We start from the raw sequence: 20051 nt of genomic DNA, 5'->3' as shown, positions 1-20051 counted from the left end.
AGCACATCAGCGCACAAATTTAAATGATTTATTTTTTAAGATCTTGCTGCACTTGGTGTACAGGTCGGACCCACGGTTTTTTCGCCTGCACATCCGCCGGCAACGAAGCAATGGCGCGCTTCGCTTCTGCGGAAGACGCATAGTTGCCGCTTACCAGCACGTACCACGGTTTGCCGTCACGCTTGGTGGCGTACACCAGGTAGTTCTGCAGCTTCTGCTGTTTGGCGTAGGCGTTCAGCGTATCGGAACGCGAAGCGCTGCTCAGCTGCAAGGTATAGTGGCTGCCTGGCGCAGACTGCAGCGAACTGCCGCTGCTGGCGACCGCTCCCGCTTTCGCGGTAGAAGACGGCTTGGCAGGCGGCGTATACACCGTGGTCGGTGATTTATGCTGCGTCGCGCTCGGCTTGGCGGCGGTTTTCGCCGGCGTTTTATGCTGTTGCTGCGCGGTGCCCTGCACAGGGCGAGTCGTTTCGCGCGCCGCGGCGCCGCTCATCACCGTCGCCGGTGCGGTCGGCAGCGTCGAGGCTGCGCCGGTCATGCCCTGGGTCGCGGCATCCACCTGCCCTTGCTGCTGCGACAGCGCATCCGCCATGTTGCCAGGCAGATCGACGCGCTGCTGCGCACCGCCCTGCTGAGGCTGAGTTTGCGCTTCGGTCGGCGTGCCGGAGATCGGCGGAACGCTGACGTTCTGCGGTTGCTGCGGCTGAGTCGCGCTCACGCCGTTGTTGTCATGGGTATCCGTGGTGCCGCCCGGCACGCCGTTATTGGCGGTGGTCAGCGACGAAGAACCGGACAGGTTGATATCGCGGGCCGCGCCGTTTTGCGCGCCGCTATCCTGAGCCGCTTCATGCTTGGTCGGCGCCTTCAAGGCGGAACCGATGCCGATAATCAGCAGCAACAGCACCAAAATGCCGATGCCGATCATCAAATGCTGGCGCGAAACGGCGAAGCGCGGCGCGGCGGCCGGCTTGCGCGAACGCGTAGGACGACGATCGCTGCTATCAGGTCTGAGATCGTCTTCCGGTTTAAACTCGTCCATCTGAAACCCTCCAACTAGAGGCAAAAGCCCACCACCGTAGACCTACCGTGGCACGGGCAGATTAACCCGATGATGGCAAAGCGACACCCGTCGTGCTCTGCTCACTGTATTAATATAGATGCAAATGGCGGCTAAGCCACTGTTACTTAGTCCGATTTAATTACGCTGCTGCTCAGGCAGGCAGGCGGCGATCGACGCCAACACCAGCTCATGCCCTACGCCGCCGCGCACTTCCGCCGCACCTATCGCGGTCGGCAGCACCAGACGCAATTCACCCGCCAGCACTTTCTTGTCGCGAAGCATGTGCGGCAGATAGGATTCCGGCGTCATTTCCTGCGGCCCGCAGACCGGCAAGCCGGCGCGCAGCAGCAGCGCTTTGATGCGTTCGATATCTTCAACCGAGAACTGGCCGAGACGGCGCGCGGTTTCCGCCGCCATCACCATGCCCGCAGCCACCGCTTCGCCGTGCAGCCATACGCCGTAGCCCATTTCGGCTTCGATGGCGTGGCCGTAAGTATGGCCCAGATTCAGCAAGGCGCGCAGGCCGCTTTCGCGTTCGTCGGCGGCCACGACCTCGGCCTTCAGCTCGCAGCAGCGGCGGATACAGTACGCCAACGCCTGCATATCCAGCGCCATCAGCGCATCGATGTTGTTTTCCAACCAGACGAAGAACTCGCGATCGAGGATGATCCCGTATTTGATGACTTCAGCCAGGCCGGAAGAGAGTTCACGCGTCGGCAACGTTTTCAGGCAATCCAGATCAACCACCACCGAAGCGGGTTGATAGAAAGCGCCGATCATATTTTTGCCGAGCGGGTGGTTGACGGCGGTTTTGCCGCCTACGGAGGAGTCCACCTGCGACAACAGCGTGGTGGGAACCTGAATAAAGCGCACGCCGCGTTGGTAGCACGCGGCGGCGAAGCCGGTCAGATCGCCGACCACGCCCCCGCCGAGGGCGATCAGCGTGGTATCGCGCCCGTGCGGTTTTTCAAGCAGCGCCGAAAACACCTGCTCCAACACCGCCAGAGATTTGTACTGCTCACCATCGGGAAGGATCACCTGATCCACCACGACGCCCCCCTGCTCCAGCACCTGCCGGACACGCTCCAGATAAAGCGGCGCCAGGGTCTGGTTGGTGACCAACATCGCTTGCTCACCCGCCTTCAACGGCATAAAAGAAGCCGGATCGTTAAACAATCCGGCGGCGATGGTAATCGGGTAGCTGCGCTCCCCAAGCGTTACAGTAATTCTCTCCATGTCGCGCTCAGTTCTCTGTATGGTGCGGCGGTGGTTGATCCCCGCAACAGCGGGGAACACAAATCAGTTTTCCGCATTGGCCGACGGCGAACGCGAAAATCGGCAATCAGTTGCTTTCCAGCATGTTGATGATCTGGTTGGCAACCACTTTAGCGCTCTGATCGTCGGTGCGGATGGTGACATCGGCAATCTCTTCATACAACGGATTGCGCTCTTTCGCCAAGGCTTCCAGCACTTCGCGCGGCGGAGAATCAACCTGCAGCAGCGGGCGTTTTTTATCACGCTGGGTACGAGCCAGCTGCTTCTCGATCGTGGTTTCCAGATAGACCACCACGCCGCGCGCGGACAGACGGTTGCGCGTTTCGCGCGACTTCACCGAACCGCCGCCGGTCGCCAACACAATCCCTTGTTTTTCCGTCAGTTCATTAATGACTTTTTCTTCACGATCGCGGAAACCTTCTTCCCCTTCCACGTCGAATACCCAGCCCACGTCAGCTCCGGTACGTCGCTCAATTTCTTGATCGGAGTCGAAGAACTCCATATTGAGTTGCTGAGCTAACTGACGGCCAATAGTGCTTTTGCCGGCACCCATAGGCCCAACCAGAAAGATATTGCGTTTCTCTGCCATGTTTTTCGGTATTACTAAGACAATTCGTTAATGTTAACCCGCCCCGCCAATCAAATCAGCGGCGGGACCTAAACTGAAACCTCATGAGCGATAGTGCGAGATCAGACGAAAAATTATCTCAACACTCTTGGTAGTTTGGCAACCGAATAAATCGCAATCCACGCCGCGGGAGGGAAACCATATGTTTTTAACGGCGTCTTGACGCTAACAAAAAACCTCGGTGCTCAATTCGGTAACCCTTGTAAGCTAAATCGGCCGCAGCGTCAAACGCAGATCCCCCCAAGGGGATAAAAAAGTGTATCTGCTCATCAACTTTAGGAGATTTGCCGCCCGGCCGACAGGCAGCCGCTTATCCCTTAATCAGGGTCGGCGTAATGAAGATCACCAGCTCGCGTTTTTTCTGTTGCGCGCCGCTTTGCCGGAACAAGCCCCCCAGCAGTGGTACATCGCCCAATCCCGGCACCCTGTCCGCCGTCTTGCCACTATGCCGTTGAAAAATACCGCCGAGCACCAGGGTTTCGCCGTTTTTCACCGTGATCTGCGTCTTAATCTCCTGTTTATCGATGGTCAGCGCTTCCCCCGCGCCCCGGCTGATGGCGCGCCCCGGCATATTTTGGCTGATGTGCAGCGTCAGCGTGATGCGTCCGTCCGGCAACACCTTGGGCGTCACCTCCATGCCCAGCACCGCCTCTTTGAACTCGATCGCGGTCGCACCGCTGGCGCCGCTCGACACTTCGTAAGGGATCTCGGTTCCCTGTTTGATACTGGCGGTTTGCAGATGCGCCGTCAGCAGGCGCGGGCTGGCGATGATCTCCACCTGATTCTCCTGCTCCAGCGCCGTCAGCTCGAGGCTCAGCAAACGCCCGCTGATGCGCGCCAGGTGGAAACCGGCGTTCACCGCGCTGCGCTCCAGCGGCAGGTTGACGCCGAGATTGCCCGGCCGCAGCGGCCGCGTCGGCCTGTCGTCGGGCGCCAATCCCCAACGCACGCCGAGTTCACGCAGGCTTTCGCTGTTGATGGTCACGATATGCGCCGCCAGCTGCACCTGTGCCAGCGGTGCGTCCATTTCCGTCACCCGTTTTTTCAACTGCGCCAGGATTGGCGCGGTGTCGCGCAGCAGCAGCGTATTGGTGCGCTTATCCGCCAGCACGCTGCCACGCTCGCTGAGCAAGGTGCCGCGTTGGGCATTGAGGCTTTCGGCAATCTCCGCCGCATCGCCGTTTTGTAACGTCAGGGTCAGGCTGTGCAGCGGTTGCCGCTGCGCCAGCGCTTCTCGCTGCTGTTTTTTTTCCTGCGCGTCCGGCTCCGGGGCGATCAGCATCACGCTCCCCTCCCGCGTCATCGTCAGCTTGCCCATACGCAGAGTCAGCGCCAGCGCCTGAGGCCAGGGCACATTCTCCAGCCGCAGCGTCAGGTTGCCGCTCACGCCGGGCGCGGCGATCAGGTTCATCTGCCGATAATCCGCCAGCGCCTGCAGGATGACCGTCACCGGCGCATCCTGAAACTCCAGGGAAACCCGCTGTTTATCCTGCGCCTGCGCGGCGCCGAGCGCCAGGCACCACAGCGCCACGCCCAATCCAGCGCGTCCTTTCATGGTTTGCCATCCTTGTTGTTGTCCATCATGAGCGAGATGTCGCCCTGGCTCGCCGGGCAATCCGGTTCGGCCACCAGCGCCGTTAACGTCAGGCTGCGCGCCTGCACCTGCGTCACCTGCCAGCGCTCGGCCAGCACCCGCTGCTGCGGCCGCAGGCGTAGCCATTGCCCCGCCGGCGTCACCACCCAGCCATAGCGCAGCGCCGGGTGCCCGATGACGCCTTTCAGTCGCCAGCCCGCCGGCGATGCCTCCGTTTGGGCACAAGCAGGCAGCGGAGGCGGCGCAAACGGATCGCGCGGCTCAGCGCATAAGGCCCACGGCCATAGCAGCCACCACCAACGGCCAGGTTTTTTACTCATCGGCCTGCTCCTCGGCGGTATCCTGTAAAACCAACCGCGCCGTCATGCCCTGCGGCGGTGTCTCCACGCTCAGCTGCTGGAGGCGCAAATCGGCGGGCAGCGCCTCCAGCAGCACCAGCAAACCGGCGTAGTCAATGCGCAAGCTCAGCGTTTGCCGCGGCGGTTTTTCCTGCCGCTGCCAGCGCAACAGGGCGCCCCCCGCTCGTTGCAGCACGCTCGCCAGATCGCCGGTGGCGATCGGCGCAAGCGGCGCCGCAGGGATAGTGGTTTGCGGCACCTCGTCCAGTTGGCGTTGCACCATAGCGATCTGTTGCAACAGGCGCTGTTGCCGCTCCGCCGCGCTTTCCCGCTGACGCCATTCGTCTTGCAGCATCCAGCCACCGCCCAACAGCGCCAACGCGCCAATGCCCAGCCCTTGTGCCACCAGCAATAGCCAACCCGGCAAGCTCAGCCAGAAGCGCAGCCCGGATGACAAACGGCTATCCATCACGCCCCCAGCGCGCCGCCAGGTGAAAGGAGTACAGGCCGTCTTCGCGTTGCGCCACCTCAGCCAAACGCAGCCGTGGCAACGCAGGCATCCCCGCCAGCCGTCGTTCGAACTGCGTGATGGCCGCAGGAGAGCGGCTCAATCCACGCAGCCGCAGGCCGTTCGCCGCATCGCTGTCCAGCGCCGTGAGCCACAGCGGGGGAGGAACGCTGGAGGACAATTGCTGCAGCAGCTGCAAATAACGCCGGTTATGTTGGGCGTTGCTCGCCTGCCGTTCGGTGCGGACACTGTGCAACGCTCGCTGCGCCCGCTCTTGCTGCTGCTGGCGGACGAGCAACGTCAATGCCGCCAAATCTTCACCCAGCATCGCCAGCCGCGCCTGCCGCTGCGCCTGTTGATGCCGCATCTGGCCGGCGATCAGGAACAGTGCCAACAGCAGCGCCGCTACCTGCAACAGCAGCACGCCCAGCCAGAAATAGCCGCGCCGCCGCTCGCGGCGCTGGCGCCAGGGCAGAAAGTTGACCTGATACATCAGCGATCCTCCTCGCGCAGCGCCAGACCACCGGCCAACGCGAACGCCGAAGGATGCGCAGGCAACGGCGGACGCAGCTGCGTGAAGGCGCTGAGCGGCGACCAACCAAGGCAACCGGCGGGCAAGGCTCCCGCCAGCACGCCGCCGGCATAGACCGGCCGATCGTCGCCCAGCGGCATCTGGGCTTGCAGCGCCCGCAGCGCCTGCGCGTCATCGTCGCCCGGCGCCAGACCAAAAGCGAACGCGCCGTCGGCCGGCGCCACCCACAGCCATTCTCGTTCGAGACGGTGCATCAGCCCCGCAGCGGCCGGCACGCCTGCCGCCGTCGCCATCATGCGCAGCGCACAGGGGGTGATATCGACCGCTTGCGGATGCAGGCCAGCCTGACGCAGACAATGCAGCCACTGCTGCAGCTCCTGCCGCCGCGCAGCGGTCAACAGCAGCGCCGCCTCATCCGCCGGCGCGGCGCGATAGTCGAGCACCAACGTCTGGCCGTCGAGCGGGAACTGCTTCAAACCGTGGCCACCGATATAGTCGCTGCGTTCCGGCTCGCGCAGCCGCGCGTCCGGCTGCGTCATTCGCTGCTGTAACACGCGTTGCGCCGGTAGAGCAATGCGTAAGGAAATATGTCGCGGCAGCTGGACGCGCCATTGCCGCAGCGCCCGGATCAGGAATTCGGAAGGTTGCAGGCAGCCATCGCGCAAAACCGCCTGCGGCAGCGCCTGCTGCCACCAGTGGCGCAGCTGCCAGCCGTTGCGGCGGCGTTGGGCCGCCACCGCCCGCACGCAGTCGATTTGTATATCCAGCCCTACCTGCCATGCTTGAGGGAACATGTTTCGCAAGCCTCCATAACATCAGATGATAAAAGAACATATCCATGTCGCAGGCTTGCCTTTATACTACCGCGCGGTTGTTTATAAACTGCCCAAATGACTTAGAAATGGGAAATCTCAGGTGAAGTTCGTAAAGTATTTTCTAATCCTTGCGGTATGTTGCATCGTGCTGGGAGCAGCCTCGATTTTTGGCTTGTACAAATATGTCGAGCCACAGCTGCCCGACGTCGCAACGCTGAAAGATGTGCGGCTGCAGATACCGATGCAGGTCTACAGCGCCGATGGCGAACTGATCGCCCAATACGGCGAGAAGCGCCGCATTCCGCTGAAACTGGATCAAATTCCGCCGGTGATGGTGCACGCATTCATCGCCACCGAAGACAGCCGCTTCTATGATCACCACGGCGTCGATCCGGTCGGCATCTTCCGCGCCGCCTCCATCGCGCTGGTCTCCGGCCACGCTTCACAGGGGGCCAGTACCATTACCCAACAGCTGGCGCGTAACTTCTTCTTAAGCCCGGAACGCACCCTGATGCGTAAAATCAAGGAAGCTTTCCTGGCGGTGCGCATCGAGCAGATGCTCACCAAGGATGAAATCCTTGAGCTGTATCTGAACAAGATCTATCTGGGTTACCGCGCCTACGGCGTGGGTGCCGCCGCGCAGGTCTATTTCGGCAAAGACGTCAGCCAGCTGACCCTGAGCGAAATGGCGACCATCGCCGGCCTGCCGAAAGCGCCGTCCACCTTCAACCCGCTCTATTCGCACGATCGCGCCGTTGCCCGTCGCAACGTGGTGCTGTCGCGCATGCTGGACGAACACTACATCACGCAGGCGCAGTACGATCAGGCGCGTTCCGAAGATCTGGTCGCCAATTACCATGCGCCGGAAATCAGCTTCTCCGCGCCGTATCTCTCCGAGATGGTGCGTCAGGAGATGATCAAGCGCTACGGTGAAAACGCCTATACCGACGGTTACAAGGTTTACACCACCGTCACCAAACGGCTGCAGCTGGCGGCGCAGGAATCGGTGCGCAACAACGTGCTGGCCTATGACATGCGCCACGGCTATCGCGGCCCGTCCAACGTGTTGTGGAAAGTCGGCGAAGCGGCCTGGGATCGCAAACAGATTGTCGATTCGCTGAAAAACCTGCCGAACTACGGCCCGCTGGCGCCGGCGGTGATTACCGCCGCCAACCCGCAGGAAGCGACGGCGATGCTGGCCGACGGCAGCAGCATTGCCCTGCCGATGGCGACCATGCGCTGGGCGCGGCCATATCGCTCAGACACTCAGCAAGGCCCAACGCCGAAACGCGTCACCGACGTGGTGCAGGCCGGCCAGCAGGTGTGGGTGCGCAAAGTGAACGACGCCTGGTGGCTGTCGCAGGTGCCGGATGTCAACTCGGCGCTGGTCTCGATCAACCCGAACGACGGCGCGGTGAAAGCGCTGGTCGGCGGTTTCGATTTCAACCAGAGCAAATTCAACCGCGTCACGCAGGCACTGCGCCAGGTAGGTTCGAACATCAAACCGTTCCTGTACACCGCCGCGATGGATAAAGGCCTGACGCTGGCCACCATCCTGAACGACTTGCCGATCACCCGTTGGGATGCCGGCGCCGGCACCGACTGGCGGCCGAAGAACTCGCCGCCGACCTACGACGGCCCGATTCGTCTGCGGCAGGGGCTGGGGCAATCGAAGAACGTAGTGATGGTGCGCGCGATGCGCGCGATGGGCGTCGACTACGCGGCGGAATACCTGCAGCGCTTCGGCTTCCCGGCGCAGAATATCGTGCATACCGAATCGCTGGCGCTGGGTTCCGCCTCCTTCACCCCGATGCAGCTGGTGCGCGGCTACGCGGTGCTGGCGAACGGCGGTTACCTGGTCGATCCGTACTTCATCACCAAAATTGAAGACGACAACGGCAATACGGTGTTCGAAGCCAAACCGAAAGTGGTGTGCAGCAGCTGCAACCTGCCGGTGATCTACGGCGACACCCACCGCTCGGCAGTGCTGTCCGACGACAACATCGAAAACGTCGCCACCTCGCAGGAAGGCAACAACAGCACGGTGCCGATGCCGCAGCTGGAGCAGGTTACCCCGGCTCAGGTACAGCAGGACGGCGATCAACAGTATGCGCCGCACGTCATCAGCACACAGCTGGCCTTCTTGATCCACGACGCGCTGAACAGCAACATCTTCGGCGAACCGGGTTGGATGGGTACCGCCTGGCGCGCCGGGCGCGATCTGAAGCGTCATGATATCGGCGGCAAAACCGGTACCACCAACAGTTCCAAAGACGCCTGGTTCTCCGGCTATGGCCCGGATACCGTGACCTCGGTGTGGATCGGTTTCGACGATCACCGCCGCGATCTGGGCCGGTCGACGGTATCCGGCGCCATCCCGGATCAAATTTCCGGCGGCGAAGGCGGAGCCAAGAGCGCCCAGCCGGCGTGGGACGACTTCATGAAGACCGCGCTGGAAGGCATCCCGGAGCAAAAAGTCACGCCGCCGCCGGGCATCATCAGCGTCACCATCGACAAGAGCAGCGGCAAGCTCTCTGGCGGTGGCGGCGGCAGCCGTTCCGAGTACTTCATCGAAGGAACGCAGCCGACGGACTACCCATCGCGCGATACCGGCACCACGTTGACCGATCCAGGCGGTGAAAGCCACGAGCTGTTCTGATCGAAAAGGGCCAGAGAAATCTGGCCCTTTTTTTGTTCGGCGCGAAGCGTATCAGCGCGATGCGCGCAAAAACGCCTCGGAGAGGAACAGCGCGCTGACGTTGCGCGCCTCACGGAAATCCGGTTCCGCCAGCAGCGCCATCATGTTGGCGATCGGCCAGCGCACCTGCGGCAGGGGCTCTGGTTCATCCCCTTCCAGGCTCTGCGGATAGAGATCGTGCGCCAGCACGATATTCATTTTGCTGGAAAAGTAGGATGGCGCCATCGTCAGCTTGCTGAGAAAATCAAAGCGCTTCGCGCCGAATCCCACCTCTTCCATCAGCTCGCGGTTGGCCGCCTCCAGCACGCCCTCACCGGGATCGATCAGCCCTTTCGGGAACCCCAGCTCATAGGATTCGGTGCCCACCGCATATTCGCGGATCAGCAGCAGATCATCGCCAATCACCGGCACGATCATCACCGCTTCGCGATCCGAAGGCCGCATGCGCTCATACACCCGCCGAACCCCGTTGCTGAATTCCAAATCGACCGACTCGACGTTGAACAAACGCGAACGCGCGACCGTTTCCACTTTCAGAATTTTAGGTTTTTGCAGGTGTTTATCCATGATTGCCTCAAAAAGGTTACCCAGACGTGGACAGGGCAACCGAAATAATGATTGGCGTAACGCACGGCTCGTAGGCGCTCAAACGCTGACCAAATTCGATCCTGATCACATTGTGCGTTAAGGGCAAGCTCCGCCGCAACGCGCATGAGCAGTAATTTACTTTCTTTTAACAAGCGTAGCCAGCGGCCGGCGATTTTCCGTACTGATTCAGCAAACAGCGTGCAAGAAAATAGGATAATGCCGATATCGACGGCAGAGGCCGGTTGCTAGTATCACGCAGGCAAGAATCAGTGATAAAATGGCCTTGCGTCATGAAGGAATGAGATCCAGAGCGAGAATCTGTTTGTTCCCTCATTAGTTCTGGGTGCCTCCTGGCGGTTTACTCCGTATAATATTCAGCTTTTCATCAGGTTGGCGAAATTCACGGTGTGAGATGGGGATTGCATGAGCACAATAGTGTTGATATTGGCCTTAGTGCTTGTCTGTCTGATTGCCGCCGGTCTGTACCTGTGGTTCAAGGCCCGCAACCCGTCGGCGCTGGCGCACGCGCTGCCGTTTATCAAACCAGCCCACCGCAAGCTGACCGACGAAGAGCGCGCCGCGGTCGAATTCTACCTCAATCAGCAAAACAAGCTGAGCAACAAACTGTTGCCCGGCGGCGGCGCTACGCTGCCCGCGGCCAAGCTGGCGCTCACCCCGCAAAGCGATAACGTTTATCCCGTCACGCACGCCATCACTCGCTACGGGCTGGCCAGCGACGATCCCAATAAATGGCGCTATTACCTCGACGCTGAAGAGGTGCATCTGCCGCCGTTCTGGGAGCCGTATATCACCGCCGACAACCATGTGGAAGTGATCAGAACCCAGACGCTGCCGCTGGTGATTTCGCTCAACGGGCATTCACTGAAAGATCATATTCACGACCGGCCGCAGCCGCCGGTGGTGACCGCCGCGCCGACCAAAAACGCGTCCATCCGCAAGGAGGAGAGTGAGCATGTCGAGCTGGTCAATATTCGCAAGGAAACGCCGGAAGAGCATGCGCTGAACCGGCCGAACGGCATCCGTGAAGCCGTCATCATCTCCGTTGCGCTGCTGCTGCTGTTCTTCAGCCTGATAAGCCCGGTACTGGTGATCCCCTGGATGATTTTCGTGGCGGTGCTGATGATCGCCTGGGGATGCTGGAATCTGTTCCGTCGCCCGGCCTCACGCGAGCTGAAGGAGATCCACTGTCTGCGCGGCACGCCGAAGCGCTGGGGCCTGTTCGGCGAATCCGGCCAGGGGCAGATCAGCAACATTTCGCTCGGCATCATCGATCTTATCTACCCGCCGCATTGGCAGCCTTACCTGACGCAGGACCTGGGCAAGACCACCGACGTGGACGTCTACCTCAATCGGCAGGTGGTGCGCCAGGGGCGCTTCCTCTCGCTGCATGACGAAGTGAAGAACTTCCCGCTGCAGCAGTGGGGCCGCAACGCGGTGCTGGTCGCCAGCTCGGCGCTGGTGCTGCTGTTGCTGCTGATCTATATCCCGCTCAACCTGCCGCTGACCCTCAGCATGGCCTGGCTGCAGGGCGCGCAAAAAGTGGAAGTGACCAGCGTACAGGCGCTGGAGGCCACGCCGCTGCGCATCGGCGACACGCTGAAAGTGCGCGGCAGCGGCATGTGCTATGTGCCGCCGCCGGCCAACGGTGGCGGCGCCGCCAATTTCGCGCCGTTCGACTGCTCCGGCATTTATTGGAACAACGCCGCCCCGCTGCCGCAGCCGGAATCGGAAGTCATAGACAAAGCGACGGCCCTGCTGGCTACGGTCAACAGCCAGCTGCATCCGAGCGGCGCCGATCAGAAGGTCAACCCGCAGTTGGCCAGCGCCATCGAGAAATCCGGCATGATCCTGTTGGATGACTTCTCTGATATCGTTCTGAAAACACAGGATTTGTGTCAGGCAGAAAATGACTGCGTGCGGTTGAAAAACGCCCTGGTCAACCTGGGTAACGCCAAAAACTGGAGCGGTTTGGTGAAACGCGCCAGGTCCGGCGCGCTGCAAGGCGTCAACGTGCTGCTGCGCCCGGTAAGTGCCGAATCGCTGGACAGCCTGACCAAAGTGGCCACGTCGTCGTTCATCTTCAATGAAACGCGTCTGGCCGCCGCGGCGCTCAACAGCCCGCCGCCGGGCGGTTTCCTGATCCGCAGCGACGAAGGCCGCCAGTTGGTCAGCCACCCGCAATCCTCGGCGCCGCAGAGCGAATACAACGCCCTCGACCAGTGGAATGAGCTGCAGCGCCTTTCCACCCTGCTGCTGCATACCCCGTTCCAGGCGCAGGGGGTGATCACCAGCCTCAGCGTCGACGCCAACGGCACCCGCCACGTGGCGCTGCACAGCGAACCGGACATGATCACCCTGTGGCGCTACCTCGGTACCAGCCTGCTGTTGCTGGCGGTGGTCATCAGCCTGGGCTATAACGCCTGGCGGCTGGTGCAGCGTCGGCGTATCAATCAGCACCGCGTCGCCGATATCCAGCGTTACTACGACAGCTGCTTCAATCCGCAGCTCAATCCGATGTCGATGCGGCCGATGGCCTGAACCTGGCGTCGGGGCCTCCGCCCTGTCATCTGCTTATGCTACGCTAACGCTATTATTCTCATCTGCGGACCGCCCGTCGGTCCGCCCGTGGAGTTTTTATGGTTCCCGAGTTTGATTGGCCGCAGATCGATACCGTGCTGCTGGATATGGACGGCACCTTGCTGGATCTGGAGTTCGACAGCCACTTTTGGCTCAGCCTGGTGCCGCAAGCGCTGAGCGAAAGGCGCGCCATTCCGTTCGACGAAGCCCGCAATATCATTGAGCGGGAATATCAGGCGGTGCAGCACACCATGAACTGGTATTGCTTCGATTACTGGAGCGAGCGGTTGGATCTGGATATCTACCGCATGACCAGCGAAGTGGGCAGCCGCGCCCGGCTGCGCGAAGACACCGAGCCATTTTTACAGGCGCTGCGCGACGCCGGCCTGCAAACCATTTTGCTGACCAATGCGCATCCGCACAGCCTGGCGGTGAAAATCGAGCATACCGGCCTCGATCGGCACCTTGATTTATTGTTTTCCACCCACACATTTGGTTATCCGAAAGAAGATCAGCGTCTGTGGCAGGCGGTGCAGCAGCACACCGGATTCAATCCGCAGCGCACGCTGTTCGTCGACGACGGCGAGCCGATCCTCGACGCGGCGCGCGCTTTCGGCATTCGTTACTGCCTGGGCGTGCAAAACCCGGACTCCAGCACGGCGGAAAAAAGCTTCCAGCGCCATCCGTCGATGCGCGACTATCGCCTGCTGATACCGGCGCTGGCCAAGGGGGAAGCATGAAGGAAAAAGCGACGCGCGACGACGCGGTGCGGCTGGACAAGTGGCTGTGGGCCGCACGCTTCTACAAGACCCGCGCGCTGGCGCGCGAAATGATCGACGGCGGCAAGGTGCATTACAACGGCCAGCGCGGTAAGCCGAGCAAGATTGTCGAACTCAACGCCGAGCTCAAGCTGCGGCAGGGCAACGAAGAACGAACCGTGATCGTGCTGGCGCTGAGCAGCCAACGCCGCGGCGCCGGCGAGGCGCAGCAAATGTATCAGGAAACCGAAGCCAGCATCGCCAACCGCGAAAAAATGGCGCTGGCGCGCAAGATGAACGCGTTGACCATGCCGCATCCGGACCGCCGTCCGGACAAAAAGGAGCGGCGCGACCTGATGAAATTTAAATTTGGTGAGCCGGAATAACCCCTCACCGCAATGAGAGAAGATTATGTCCAACCATGACCAATTGCACCGTTACCTGTTTGAAAACTACGCGGTGCGCGGCGAGCTGGTTACCGTCAGCGAAACCTATCAGCAGATCCTGAATAATCACGACTACCCGGCGCCGGTGCAAAAGCTGCTGGGCGAGCTGCTGGTCGCCACCAGTCTGCTGACCGCGACCCTGAAGTTCGACGGCGACATCACCGTGCAGCTGCAGGGCGACGGCCCGCTGAAGCTGGCGGTGATCAACGGCAACAACCGCCAGGAGATGCGCGGCGTTGCGCGCACCCAGGCGCCTATCGCCGACGACAGCACCCTGCATCAGATGATCGGCAACGGCGTCATGGTCATCACCATTTCCCCGACGGAAGGCGAGCGCTATCAGGGCGTGGTCGGCCTGGAAGGTGAAACCCTGGCCGAGTGCCTGGAAGCCTACTTCCGCCAGTCCGAACAGCTGCCAACCCGCCTGTTCATCCGCACCGGCGAAGCGGAAGGCCACGCCGCAGCGGCCGGTATGCTGCTGCAGGTGCTGCCGGCGCAGGACGGCAACCTCGATGATTTCGATCATCTGGTGCAACTGACCAACACGGTAAAAAGCGAAGAGCTGTTCGGCCTGCCGGCCAACGAAGTGCTGTACCGCCTGTATCACCAGGAAGAAGTCACCCTGTACGAACCGCAGGACGTGCAGTTCCGTTGCACCTGTTCACGCCAGCGTTGCGCCGACGCACTGCTGACCCTGCCGACCGACGAAGTGGCGGACATGCTGGAGCAGGACGGCAATATCGACATGCACTGCGACTACTGTGGCAGCCACTATGTCTTTGACCCGGTTGATGTTGCCGCCTTGTATGCGGGTAATACCGGCGAAAGCGACAGGTTGCACTAAGTTATACCCCCTTCGGCGGGCGCGCCCGGCGCCCGCCAACGCCCGCCGTTTGCACGTTTGCTTTTTTCCGTGTGCTATCTCTCAGATCGTAACGAAATACCGCCTAAAACGTTAAATATTTGATACCCATCGCTGTTACGCACCGTTAGATCCCTACAATTGCCGCCAGAAATTCTGTGACCAAGGAGTAGTAACATGCGCGTTAAAGGTATAACCCCTCAGGATCTGGCCGCTTACGGCATTCACGACGTTAGCGAAATCGTTCACAACCCGAGCTATGAACTGCTGTTTAAGGAAGAAACAGACCCATCTCTGGAAGGTTTTGAGCGTGGGGTAGTCACCAAGCTGGGTGCCGTCTCCGTCGATACCGGCATCTTCACCGGCCGCTCGCCGAAAGACAAATACATCGTCCGCGACGACATCACCCGCGATACCGTGTGGTGGGCCGATCAGGGCAAAGGCAAAAACGACAACAAACCCCTCAGCCCGGAAGTGTGGGCCGATCTGAAACACCTGGTCACCGAACAGCTTTCCGGCAAGCGCCTGTTCGTGGTGGATACCTTCTGCGGCGCCAACGCCGACTCGCGCCTGAAAGTGCGCTTCATCACCGAGGTGGCCTGGCAGGCGCACTTCGTGAAAAACATGTTTATCCGCCCGAGCGACGAAGAGCTGGCTGACTTCGAGCCGGACTTCGTGGTGATGAACGGCGCCAAATGCACCAACCCGAACTGGCAGCAGCAAGGCTTGAACTCGGAGAACTTCGTCGCCTTCAACCTGACCGAGCGCATGCAGCTGATCGGCGGCACCTGGTACGGCGGCGAAATGAAGAAAGGCATGTTCTCGATGATGAACTACCTGCTGCCGCTGAAAGGCATCGCCTCGATGCACTGCTCGGCCAACGTGGGCGAGAAAGGCGACGTGGCGGTGTTCTTCGGCCTGTCCGGCACCGGCAAAACCACCCTCTCCACCGACCCTAAGCGTCAGCTGATCGGCGATGACGAGCACGGCTGGGACGACGACGGCGTGTTCAACTTCGAAGGCGGCTGCTACGCCAAGACCATCAAGCTGTCTGAAGAAGCCGAGCCGGACATCTACCACGCCATCAAACGCGACGCGCTGCTGGAAAACGTCACCGTGCTGGCCGACGGCAGCATCGACTTCAACGACGGGTCGAAAACCGAGAACACCCGCGTTTCTTACCCGATCTACCATATCCAGAACATCGTCAAGCCGGTGTCCAAGGCGGGTCACGCCACCAAGGTGATCTTCCTCACCGCCGACGCTTTCGGCGTGCTGCCGCCGGTATCGCGCCTGACCGCCAACCAGACTCAGTACCACTTCCTGTCCGGCTTCACCGCCAAACTGGCCGGCACCGAGCGCGGCGTCACCGAACCGACGCCAACCTTCTCCGCCTGCTTCGGCGCCGCGTTCCTGTCGCTGCACCCGACGCAGTACGCCGAAGTGCTGGTGAAACGCATGCAGGCCGCCGGCGCCCAGGCTTACCTGGTCAACACCGGCTGGAACGGTACCGGCAAGCGCATCTCGATCAAAGATACGCGCGGCATCATCGACGCCATCCTGAGCGGTGAAATCGACAAGGCGGAAACCGTCACCCTGCCGATCTTCGATCTGGCGATGCCGACCGCGCTGCCGGGCGTGAACCCGGAGATCCTCGATCCGCGCAATACCTACGCCAGCCTCGAACAGTGGCAGGAAAAAGCGCAGGATCTGGCCGAGCGCTTCATCACCAACTTCGACAAATACACCGACACGCCTGCGGGCGCCGCGCTGGTCAGCGCCGGCCCTAAGCTGTAATTCGGTAGCGTTACCTCTTCAGCTAAGGCGCGGATCCCGCGCCTTTTTTATTTTCAGCGATTGCTTTTTAACCAGCAAGGCGAGAAAATAAGTCAATGCAATCATTGATAGCAAAGGAGGTTTCAATGGCTACTATCACCGTCAGAAATCTGGACGACGAAATCAAAGAGCTGCTGCGTATTTCAGCGGCGAAAAACGGCCATTCCATGGAAGAGGAAGCGCGCATGATCCTGAAACAGGCGCTGGTGAAAAAGCCGCCGCGCTATGGATTGGGTACCTGGATGCATCAGCACTTCGCCGAATTTGGCGGCGTCGAGCTGGAGATCCCACCGCGTGACGCCGTGCCACCACGCATCGTCACCTTTGATGATGAAGATGACAACGCATGATCATTCTCGACACCAACGTCATTTCAGAAACGCTGCGCCCCAGCCCGTACTACAACGTCATTAACTGGCTAAATGAAAAGGACAATGACGATCTCTATCTGAGCGCCATTGTCCTGGCCGAACTGTTCAGCGGCGTCGCCTGCATGCCTGACGGCAAGCGCCAGCGGGATCTCAAGCTCAAATTGGCGGACGCTCTTGAATTGAAGTTCGAGGGGCAGATATTGCCGTTTGATGGGCTGTGCGCGATGCAATACGCGGAATTGACGGCAAGGAATCGGCTTCTGGGTAAAGCGATGAGCGTGCCGGATGCCCAAATCGCCGCCACCTGCCTGCATTACGGCGCCGCCCTAGCTACCCGCAATACCAAAGACTTCCTCCACTGCGGCATCGAGTTAATCGATCCGTGGCAGGCGCCGACCGGCCGTCGGTTGCATGAGGATGCGGCGGAATATTACGTGATGAGCAGGAAGTCCTGACGGGGCCGCAACGACGCGGCCCGCGCCAAGCGCGTCAGGCGTTTTCCCTGGCGGTTTGATGGCCGTTGGCCGACTCTTTTTTCTCCATCGGCAACGGAATATACGCGCGGATCAAGAGCCCGCCGCGTTCGCTGGTGCCGATTTCCAACTCACCGTCGTGCGCATCGATAATACGCTGCACGATCGCCAGCCCCAGACCGGTGCCGCTGGTGCTGCGCGCGCTGTCACCGCGGACGAACGGCTGCAACAGGTGCTTCAACTCTTCCGGCTTGATGCCCGGGCCGTCGTCTTCCACCTGGAACCAGCCGCGCTGCAGCTCGCGGCCGCTGCTGACCTTGATCCAGCCGTTGCCGTAACGCGCCGCGTTCACCACCATGTTCACCGCCGCCCTCTTAATCGACAGCGGGTGCACGTTCATCATCAGTTCACCCGGCGACAGCGCGGTTTCAATCACCCGCTCATAGCCGCTTTCCGCCGCGACCACCTCGCCCAAAATGGCGTTCAGATCGCTGCTTTCGGTCGGCATCTCCTGCCCGGTGCGCAGATAATCGATGAACTGCTCGATGATGGCGTTGCACTCTTCGATGTCTTTATTGATCGACTCGGCCAGATAGCCGTCTTCGGCGCTCATCATCTCCGTCGCCAGCCGGATACGCGTCAACGGCGTGCGCAGATCGTGGCTAACCCCGGCCATCAGCAAGGTGCGGTCATCCGCCAGCTGCTTGACGCCCGACGCCATCTGATTGAATGCGCGAGTCACCGACCGCACTTCGGAAGCGCCATACTCGCGCAGCGGCGGCGGAATAATCCCCTTGCCCACCTGCAGCGCCGCATGTTCCAGCTCCACCAGCGGGCGGTTTTGAATGCGGATAAACAGCCAGGCGCCGCCGATCGCCAGCAACATGATCGCCAGCGTATAGCGGAACAGCGGAGAGAAGTCGCCCTGGTGGATTTCCGTCAGCGGCACGCGCACCCAGATATCGGGCTGCAGCCAGGTTTTCAGCCACACCACCGGGGAGTTCTTGTTCACCTCCACCCGCACATCGGTCGGCCCGCCGAGCTGCTGCGCCATCTGCTGGCTGAGGAACTGGTAGTGCTGCGCCCAGCGCAGGCCGCTCTCCTCCGCCGCCGAGTTGGTGTAGAGAGAGATGCCCAGTTCGCGGTAGATCTCGCGGCGGAACGCCGGCGGCACTTCCAGCAGCGTGCCGTCCTCCAGCTGCAGCCGATCGGTCATCAGCATACGCACTTCGTAGGCCAATACCTTGTTGAACTGCTGCAGGCTGGGCAGGATGGCGAAGTTCAGCACCACCAGATAGGTCGTCACCAGGCTGACGAACAGCAGGGTGACGATCAACAACAGGGTTCGGGCAAACGAGCTACGCGGTGAAAAGCGTAATCGCCTCATGCCTTGCTGCCGTCCGGGACGAACACGTAGCCGAGACCCCAAACGGTCTGGATATAACGCGGATGCGCCGGATCTTCTTCCACCATGCGGCGCAGGCGAGAGATCTGCACGTCGATGGAGCGCTCCATGGCGCTGTATTCGCGGCCACGCGCCAGGTTCATCAGCTTATCGCGCGACAGCGGTTCACGCGGGTGGCTGACCAGCGCCTTCAGTACCGCGAACTCGCCGCTGGTCAACGGCATCGGTTCGTCTTCGCGGAACATCTCGCGGGTGCCGAGGTTCAGTTTGAATTTGCCGAACGCGATCACCGCTTCTTCCTGCGAAGGCGCGCCCGGCAGTTCGTTAGCCTGGCGGCGCAGCACTGCACGAATGCGAGCCAACAGCTCACGCGGGTTGAACGGTTTAGGAATGTAGTCGTCGGCGCCGATTTCCAGCCCGACGATGCGATCGACCTCTTCACCTTTGGCGGTGACCATAATGATCGGCATCGGGTTGCTCTGGCTGCGCAGGCGGCGGCAGATGGACAGGCCGTCTTCGCCCGGCAACATCAGATCGAGCACCATCAAATGGAAGGATTCACGGGTCAGCAAGCGATCCATTTGCTCAGCGTTGGCAACGCTGCGAACCTGGAAGCCCTGCTCGGTTAAATAACGTTCCAAAAGTGCGCGCAGGCGCATGTCATCATCGACAACCAGGATCTTATGATTCTCTTGCATGGTATTACTCCCAAAGGCTTTATTGCCTGACTCGAATATTGTTAGAAAACCTTGCCATTTGAGACAGCGTTTAATGGTATGTATTCTAGACGAAATTGTTACAAAGCTTATTCTTTTCCCCATTTATCAACAATTTTCAGTGAATGTCGACGGGGGTTCGTCAAAATATCGCCCTTTATCAGCGCAATGTGGGGCCGCGGCCCAATTTTACGCAATTTCGCCACCGGCAAACCGCACGGTGGCGTTTTGACGGCGAGTCAGGAAGTCTGCAGGAAACGCGCCAGCTGCCGGCGCAGCTGCCGGTTCTCTTGCTGCAGCGCCTCAACCCGATCGAGCAACGTCAGCGCCATGGCGATCCCCGGCCAATCCAGATCCAGCTCGGCCCGCAGCCTGCGCGCACGCTGCAGATGGCTCAGCGCCGGGTAGTCGAACTCCCAGCTCGGCTGCGCCGGCTCCAGCGGCACGATCACGCCCAGGCCAACGATCTCGACCAGCTCATCCTCTGAAATCTCCACCCGTTGGCACAGTTCCACCACGGTGAAAGTGATCTCTTTCTTCATCATGTGCT

At 60.7% G+C, this 20051-nt stretch carries 20 protein-coding genes; 8 read left to right on the top strand and 12 right to left on the bottom strand.

From position 1 onward, the window contains the following. Window positions 1-28 precede the first annotated feature (28 nt). The 8 genes from ACJ8IM_RS19150 to pilM form a co-directional block, all read right to left on the bottom strand. Window positions 29-1039 (bottom strand): SPOR domain-containing protein, encoded by a 1011-nt coding sequence (locus tag ACJ8IM_RS19150; protein WP_033636298.1) that lies wholly within the window; start codon window positions 1037-1039, stop codon window positions 29-31. 156 nt (window positions 1040-1195) lie between these two features. Continuing rightward, window positions 1196-2296 (bottom strand): 3-dehydroquinate synthase, encoded by a 1101-nt coding sequence (gene aroB / locus ACJ8IM_RS19145; RefSeq protein ID WP_033636299.1) that lies wholly within the window; start codon window positions 2294-2296, stop codon window positions 1196-1198. Window positions 2297-2402: 106 nt separating this feature from the next. Beyond that, window positions 2403-2924, bottom strand: a complete 522-nt coding sequence (gene aroK / locus ACJ8IM_RS19140; RefSeq protein WP_004391482.1) for a shikimate kinase AroK — start codon at window positions 2922-2924, stop codon at window positions 2403-2405. A gap of 349 nt (window positions 2925-3273) precedes the next feature. Next, window positions 3274-4518, bottom strand: a complete 1245-nt coding sequence (gene hofQ / locus ACJ8IM_RS19135; protein WP_080289923.1) for a DNA uptake porin HofQ — start codon at window positions 4516-4518, stop codon at window positions 3274-3276. After that, a complete protein-coding gene (locus ACJ8IM_RS19130; RefSeq protein ID WP_033654855.1) occupies window positions 4515-4877 on the bottom strand; it encodes a HofP DNA utilization family protein in 363 nt (120 codons plus the stop codon). The genes hofQ and ACJ8IM_RS19130 overlap by 4 nt, the downstream gene beginning before the upstream one ends. Continuing rightward, window positions 4870-5364 (bottom strand): hypothetical protein, encoded by a 495-nt coding sequence (locus ACJ8IM_RS19125; protein WP_033654854.1) that lies wholly within the window; start codon window positions 5362-5364, stop codon window positions 4870-4872. The genes ACJ8IM_RS19130 and ACJ8IM_RS19125 overlap by 8 nt, the downstream gene beginning before the upstream one ends. After that, window positions 5357-5896, bottom strand: a complete 540-nt coding sequence (locus tag ACJ8IM_RS19120; protein WP_033654853.1) for a PilN domain-containing protein — start codon at window positions 5894-5896, stop codon at window positions 5357-5359. The genes ACJ8IM_RS19125 and ACJ8IM_RS19120 overlap by 8 nt, the downstream gene beginning before the upstream one ends. Beyond that, window positions 5896-6729, bottom strand: coding sequence for a type IV pilus biogenesis protein PilM (pilM, locus tag ACJ8IM_RS19115; protein WP_033654852.1), 834 nt, complete (start codon window positions 6727-6729; stop codon window positions 5896-5898). Before pilM ends, ACJ8IM_RS19120 begins: the two co-directional genes overlap by 1 nt. A 121-nt stretch (window positions 6730-6850) precedes the next feature. Between pilM and mrcA the strand changes: the two genes are divergently transcribed. Continuing rightward, window positions 6851-9409 carry a peptidoglycan glycosyltransferase/peptidoglycan DD-transpeptidase MrcA gene (gene mrcA / locus ACJ8IM_RS19110; protein WP_033654851.1) on the top strand — a complete coding sequence of 853 codons (2559 nt, stop codon included), beginning with the start codon at window positions 6851-6853 and terminating at the stop codon, window positions 9407-9409. 51 nt (window positions 9410-9460) lie between these two features. On the opposite strand, the gene nudE is transcribed toward mrcA, so the two are convergent. After that, on the bottom strand, window positions 9461-10015 hold the full coding sequence (nudE, locus tag ACJ8IM_RS19105; protein ID WP_033636306.1) for an ADP compounds hydrolase NudE: 555 nt from the start codon (window positions 10013-10015) through the stop codon (window positions 9461-9463). Window positions 10016-10459: 444 nt separating this feature from the next. On the opposite strand from nudE, the gene ACJ8IM_RS19100 reads away from it, so the two are divergent. The 7 genes from ACJ8IM_RS19100 (at window position 10460) to ACJ8IM_RS19070 (ending at window position 17362) form a co-directional block, all read left to right on the top strand. After that, complete coding sequence (locus ACJ8IM_RS19100) at window positions 10460-12595, top strand: intracellular growth attenuator family protein (protein ID WP_033649328.1); 2136 nt, start codon at window positions 10460-10462, stop codon at window positions 12593-12595. 98 nt (window positions 12596-12693) lie between these two features. Then, window positions 12694-13374: a GMP/IMP nucleotidase gene (gene yrfG / locus ACJ8IM_RS19095; RefSeq protein ID WP_033636308.1), complete on the top strand. Its 681-nt coding sequence runs from the start codon at window positions 12694-12696 to the stop codon at window positions 13372-13374. Continuing rightward, on the top strand, window positions 13371-13778 hold the full coding sequence (gene hslR, locus ACJ8IM_RS19090) for a ribosome-associated heat shock protein Hsp15 (RefSeq protein ID WP_033636309.1): 408 nt from the start codon (window positions 13371-13373) through the stop codon (window positions 13776-13778). The genes yrfG and hslR overlap by 4 nt, the downstream gene beginning before the upstream one ends. A 25-nt stretch (window positions 13779-13803) precedes the next feature. Continuing rightward, a complete protein-coding gene (hslO, locus tag ACJ8IM_RS19085) occupies window positions 13804-14682 on the top strand; it encodes an Hsp33 family molecular chaperone HslO (protein WP_033636310.1) in 879 nt (292 codons plus the stop codon). 195 nt (window positions 14683-14877) lie between these two features. After that, window positions 14878-16497, top strand: coding sequence for a phosphoenolpyruvate carboxykinase (ATP) (gene pckA / locus ACJ8IM_RS19080; protein WP_015379308.1), 1620 nt, complete (start codon window positions 14878-14880; stop codon window positions 16495-16497). Window positions 16498-16622: 125 nt separating this feature from the next. Further along, window positions 16623-16886, top strand: coding sequence for a FitA-like ribbon-helix-helix domain-containing protein (locus ACJ8IM_RS19075; protein WP_004930730.1), 264 nt, complete (start codon window positions 16623-16625; stop codon window positions 16884-16886). Beyond that, window positions 16883-17362 carry a type II toxin-antitoxin system VapC family toxin gene (locus ACJ8IM_RS19070; protein WP_033636311.1) on the top strand — a complete coding sequence of 160 codons (480 nt, stop codon included), beginning with the start codon at window positions 16883-16885 and terminating at the stop codon, window positions 17360-17362. The genes ACJ8IM_RS19075 and ACJ8IM_RS19070 overlap by 4 nt, the downstream gene beginning before the upstream one ends. Before the next feature lie 34 nt (window positions 17363-17396). On the opposite strand, the gene envZ is transcribed toward ACJ8IM_RS19070, so the two are convergent. The 3 genes from envZ to ACJ8IM_RS19055 form a co-directional block, all read right to left on the bottom strand. Beyond that, window positions 17397-18767, bottom strand: coding sequence for a two-component system sensor histidine kinase EnvZ (envZ, locus tag ACJ8IM_RS19065; RefSeq protein ID WP_033636312.1), 1371 nt, complete (start codon window positions 18765-18767; stop codon window positions 17397-17399). Further along, window positions 18764-19483: an osmolarity response regulator transcription factor OmpR gene (gene ompR / locus ACJ8IM_RS19060; protein ID WP_004709363.1), complete on the bottom strand. Its 720-nt coding sequence runs from the start codon at window positions 19481-19483 to the stop codon at window positions 18764-18766. The genes envZ and ompR overlap by 4 nt, the downstream gene beginning before the upstream one ends. Before the next feature lie 257 nt (window positions 19484-19740). Next, window positions 19741-20046: a chaperone modulator CbpM gene (locus ACJ8IM_RS19055; protein ID WP_033636313.1), complete on the bottom strand. Its 306-nt coding sequence runs from the start codon at window positions 20044-20046 to the stop codon at window positions 19741-19743. Window positions 20047-20051 lie beyond the last annotated feature (5 nt).

The sequence above is a fragment of the Serratia sp. CY33525 genome (assembly GCF_052169115.1).
GTDB lineage: Bacteria > Pseudomonadota > Gammaproteobacteria > Enterobacterales > Enterobacteriaceae > Serratia > Serratia sarumanii.
This window is presented reverse-complemented; position numbering and strand designations above follow the sequence as displayed.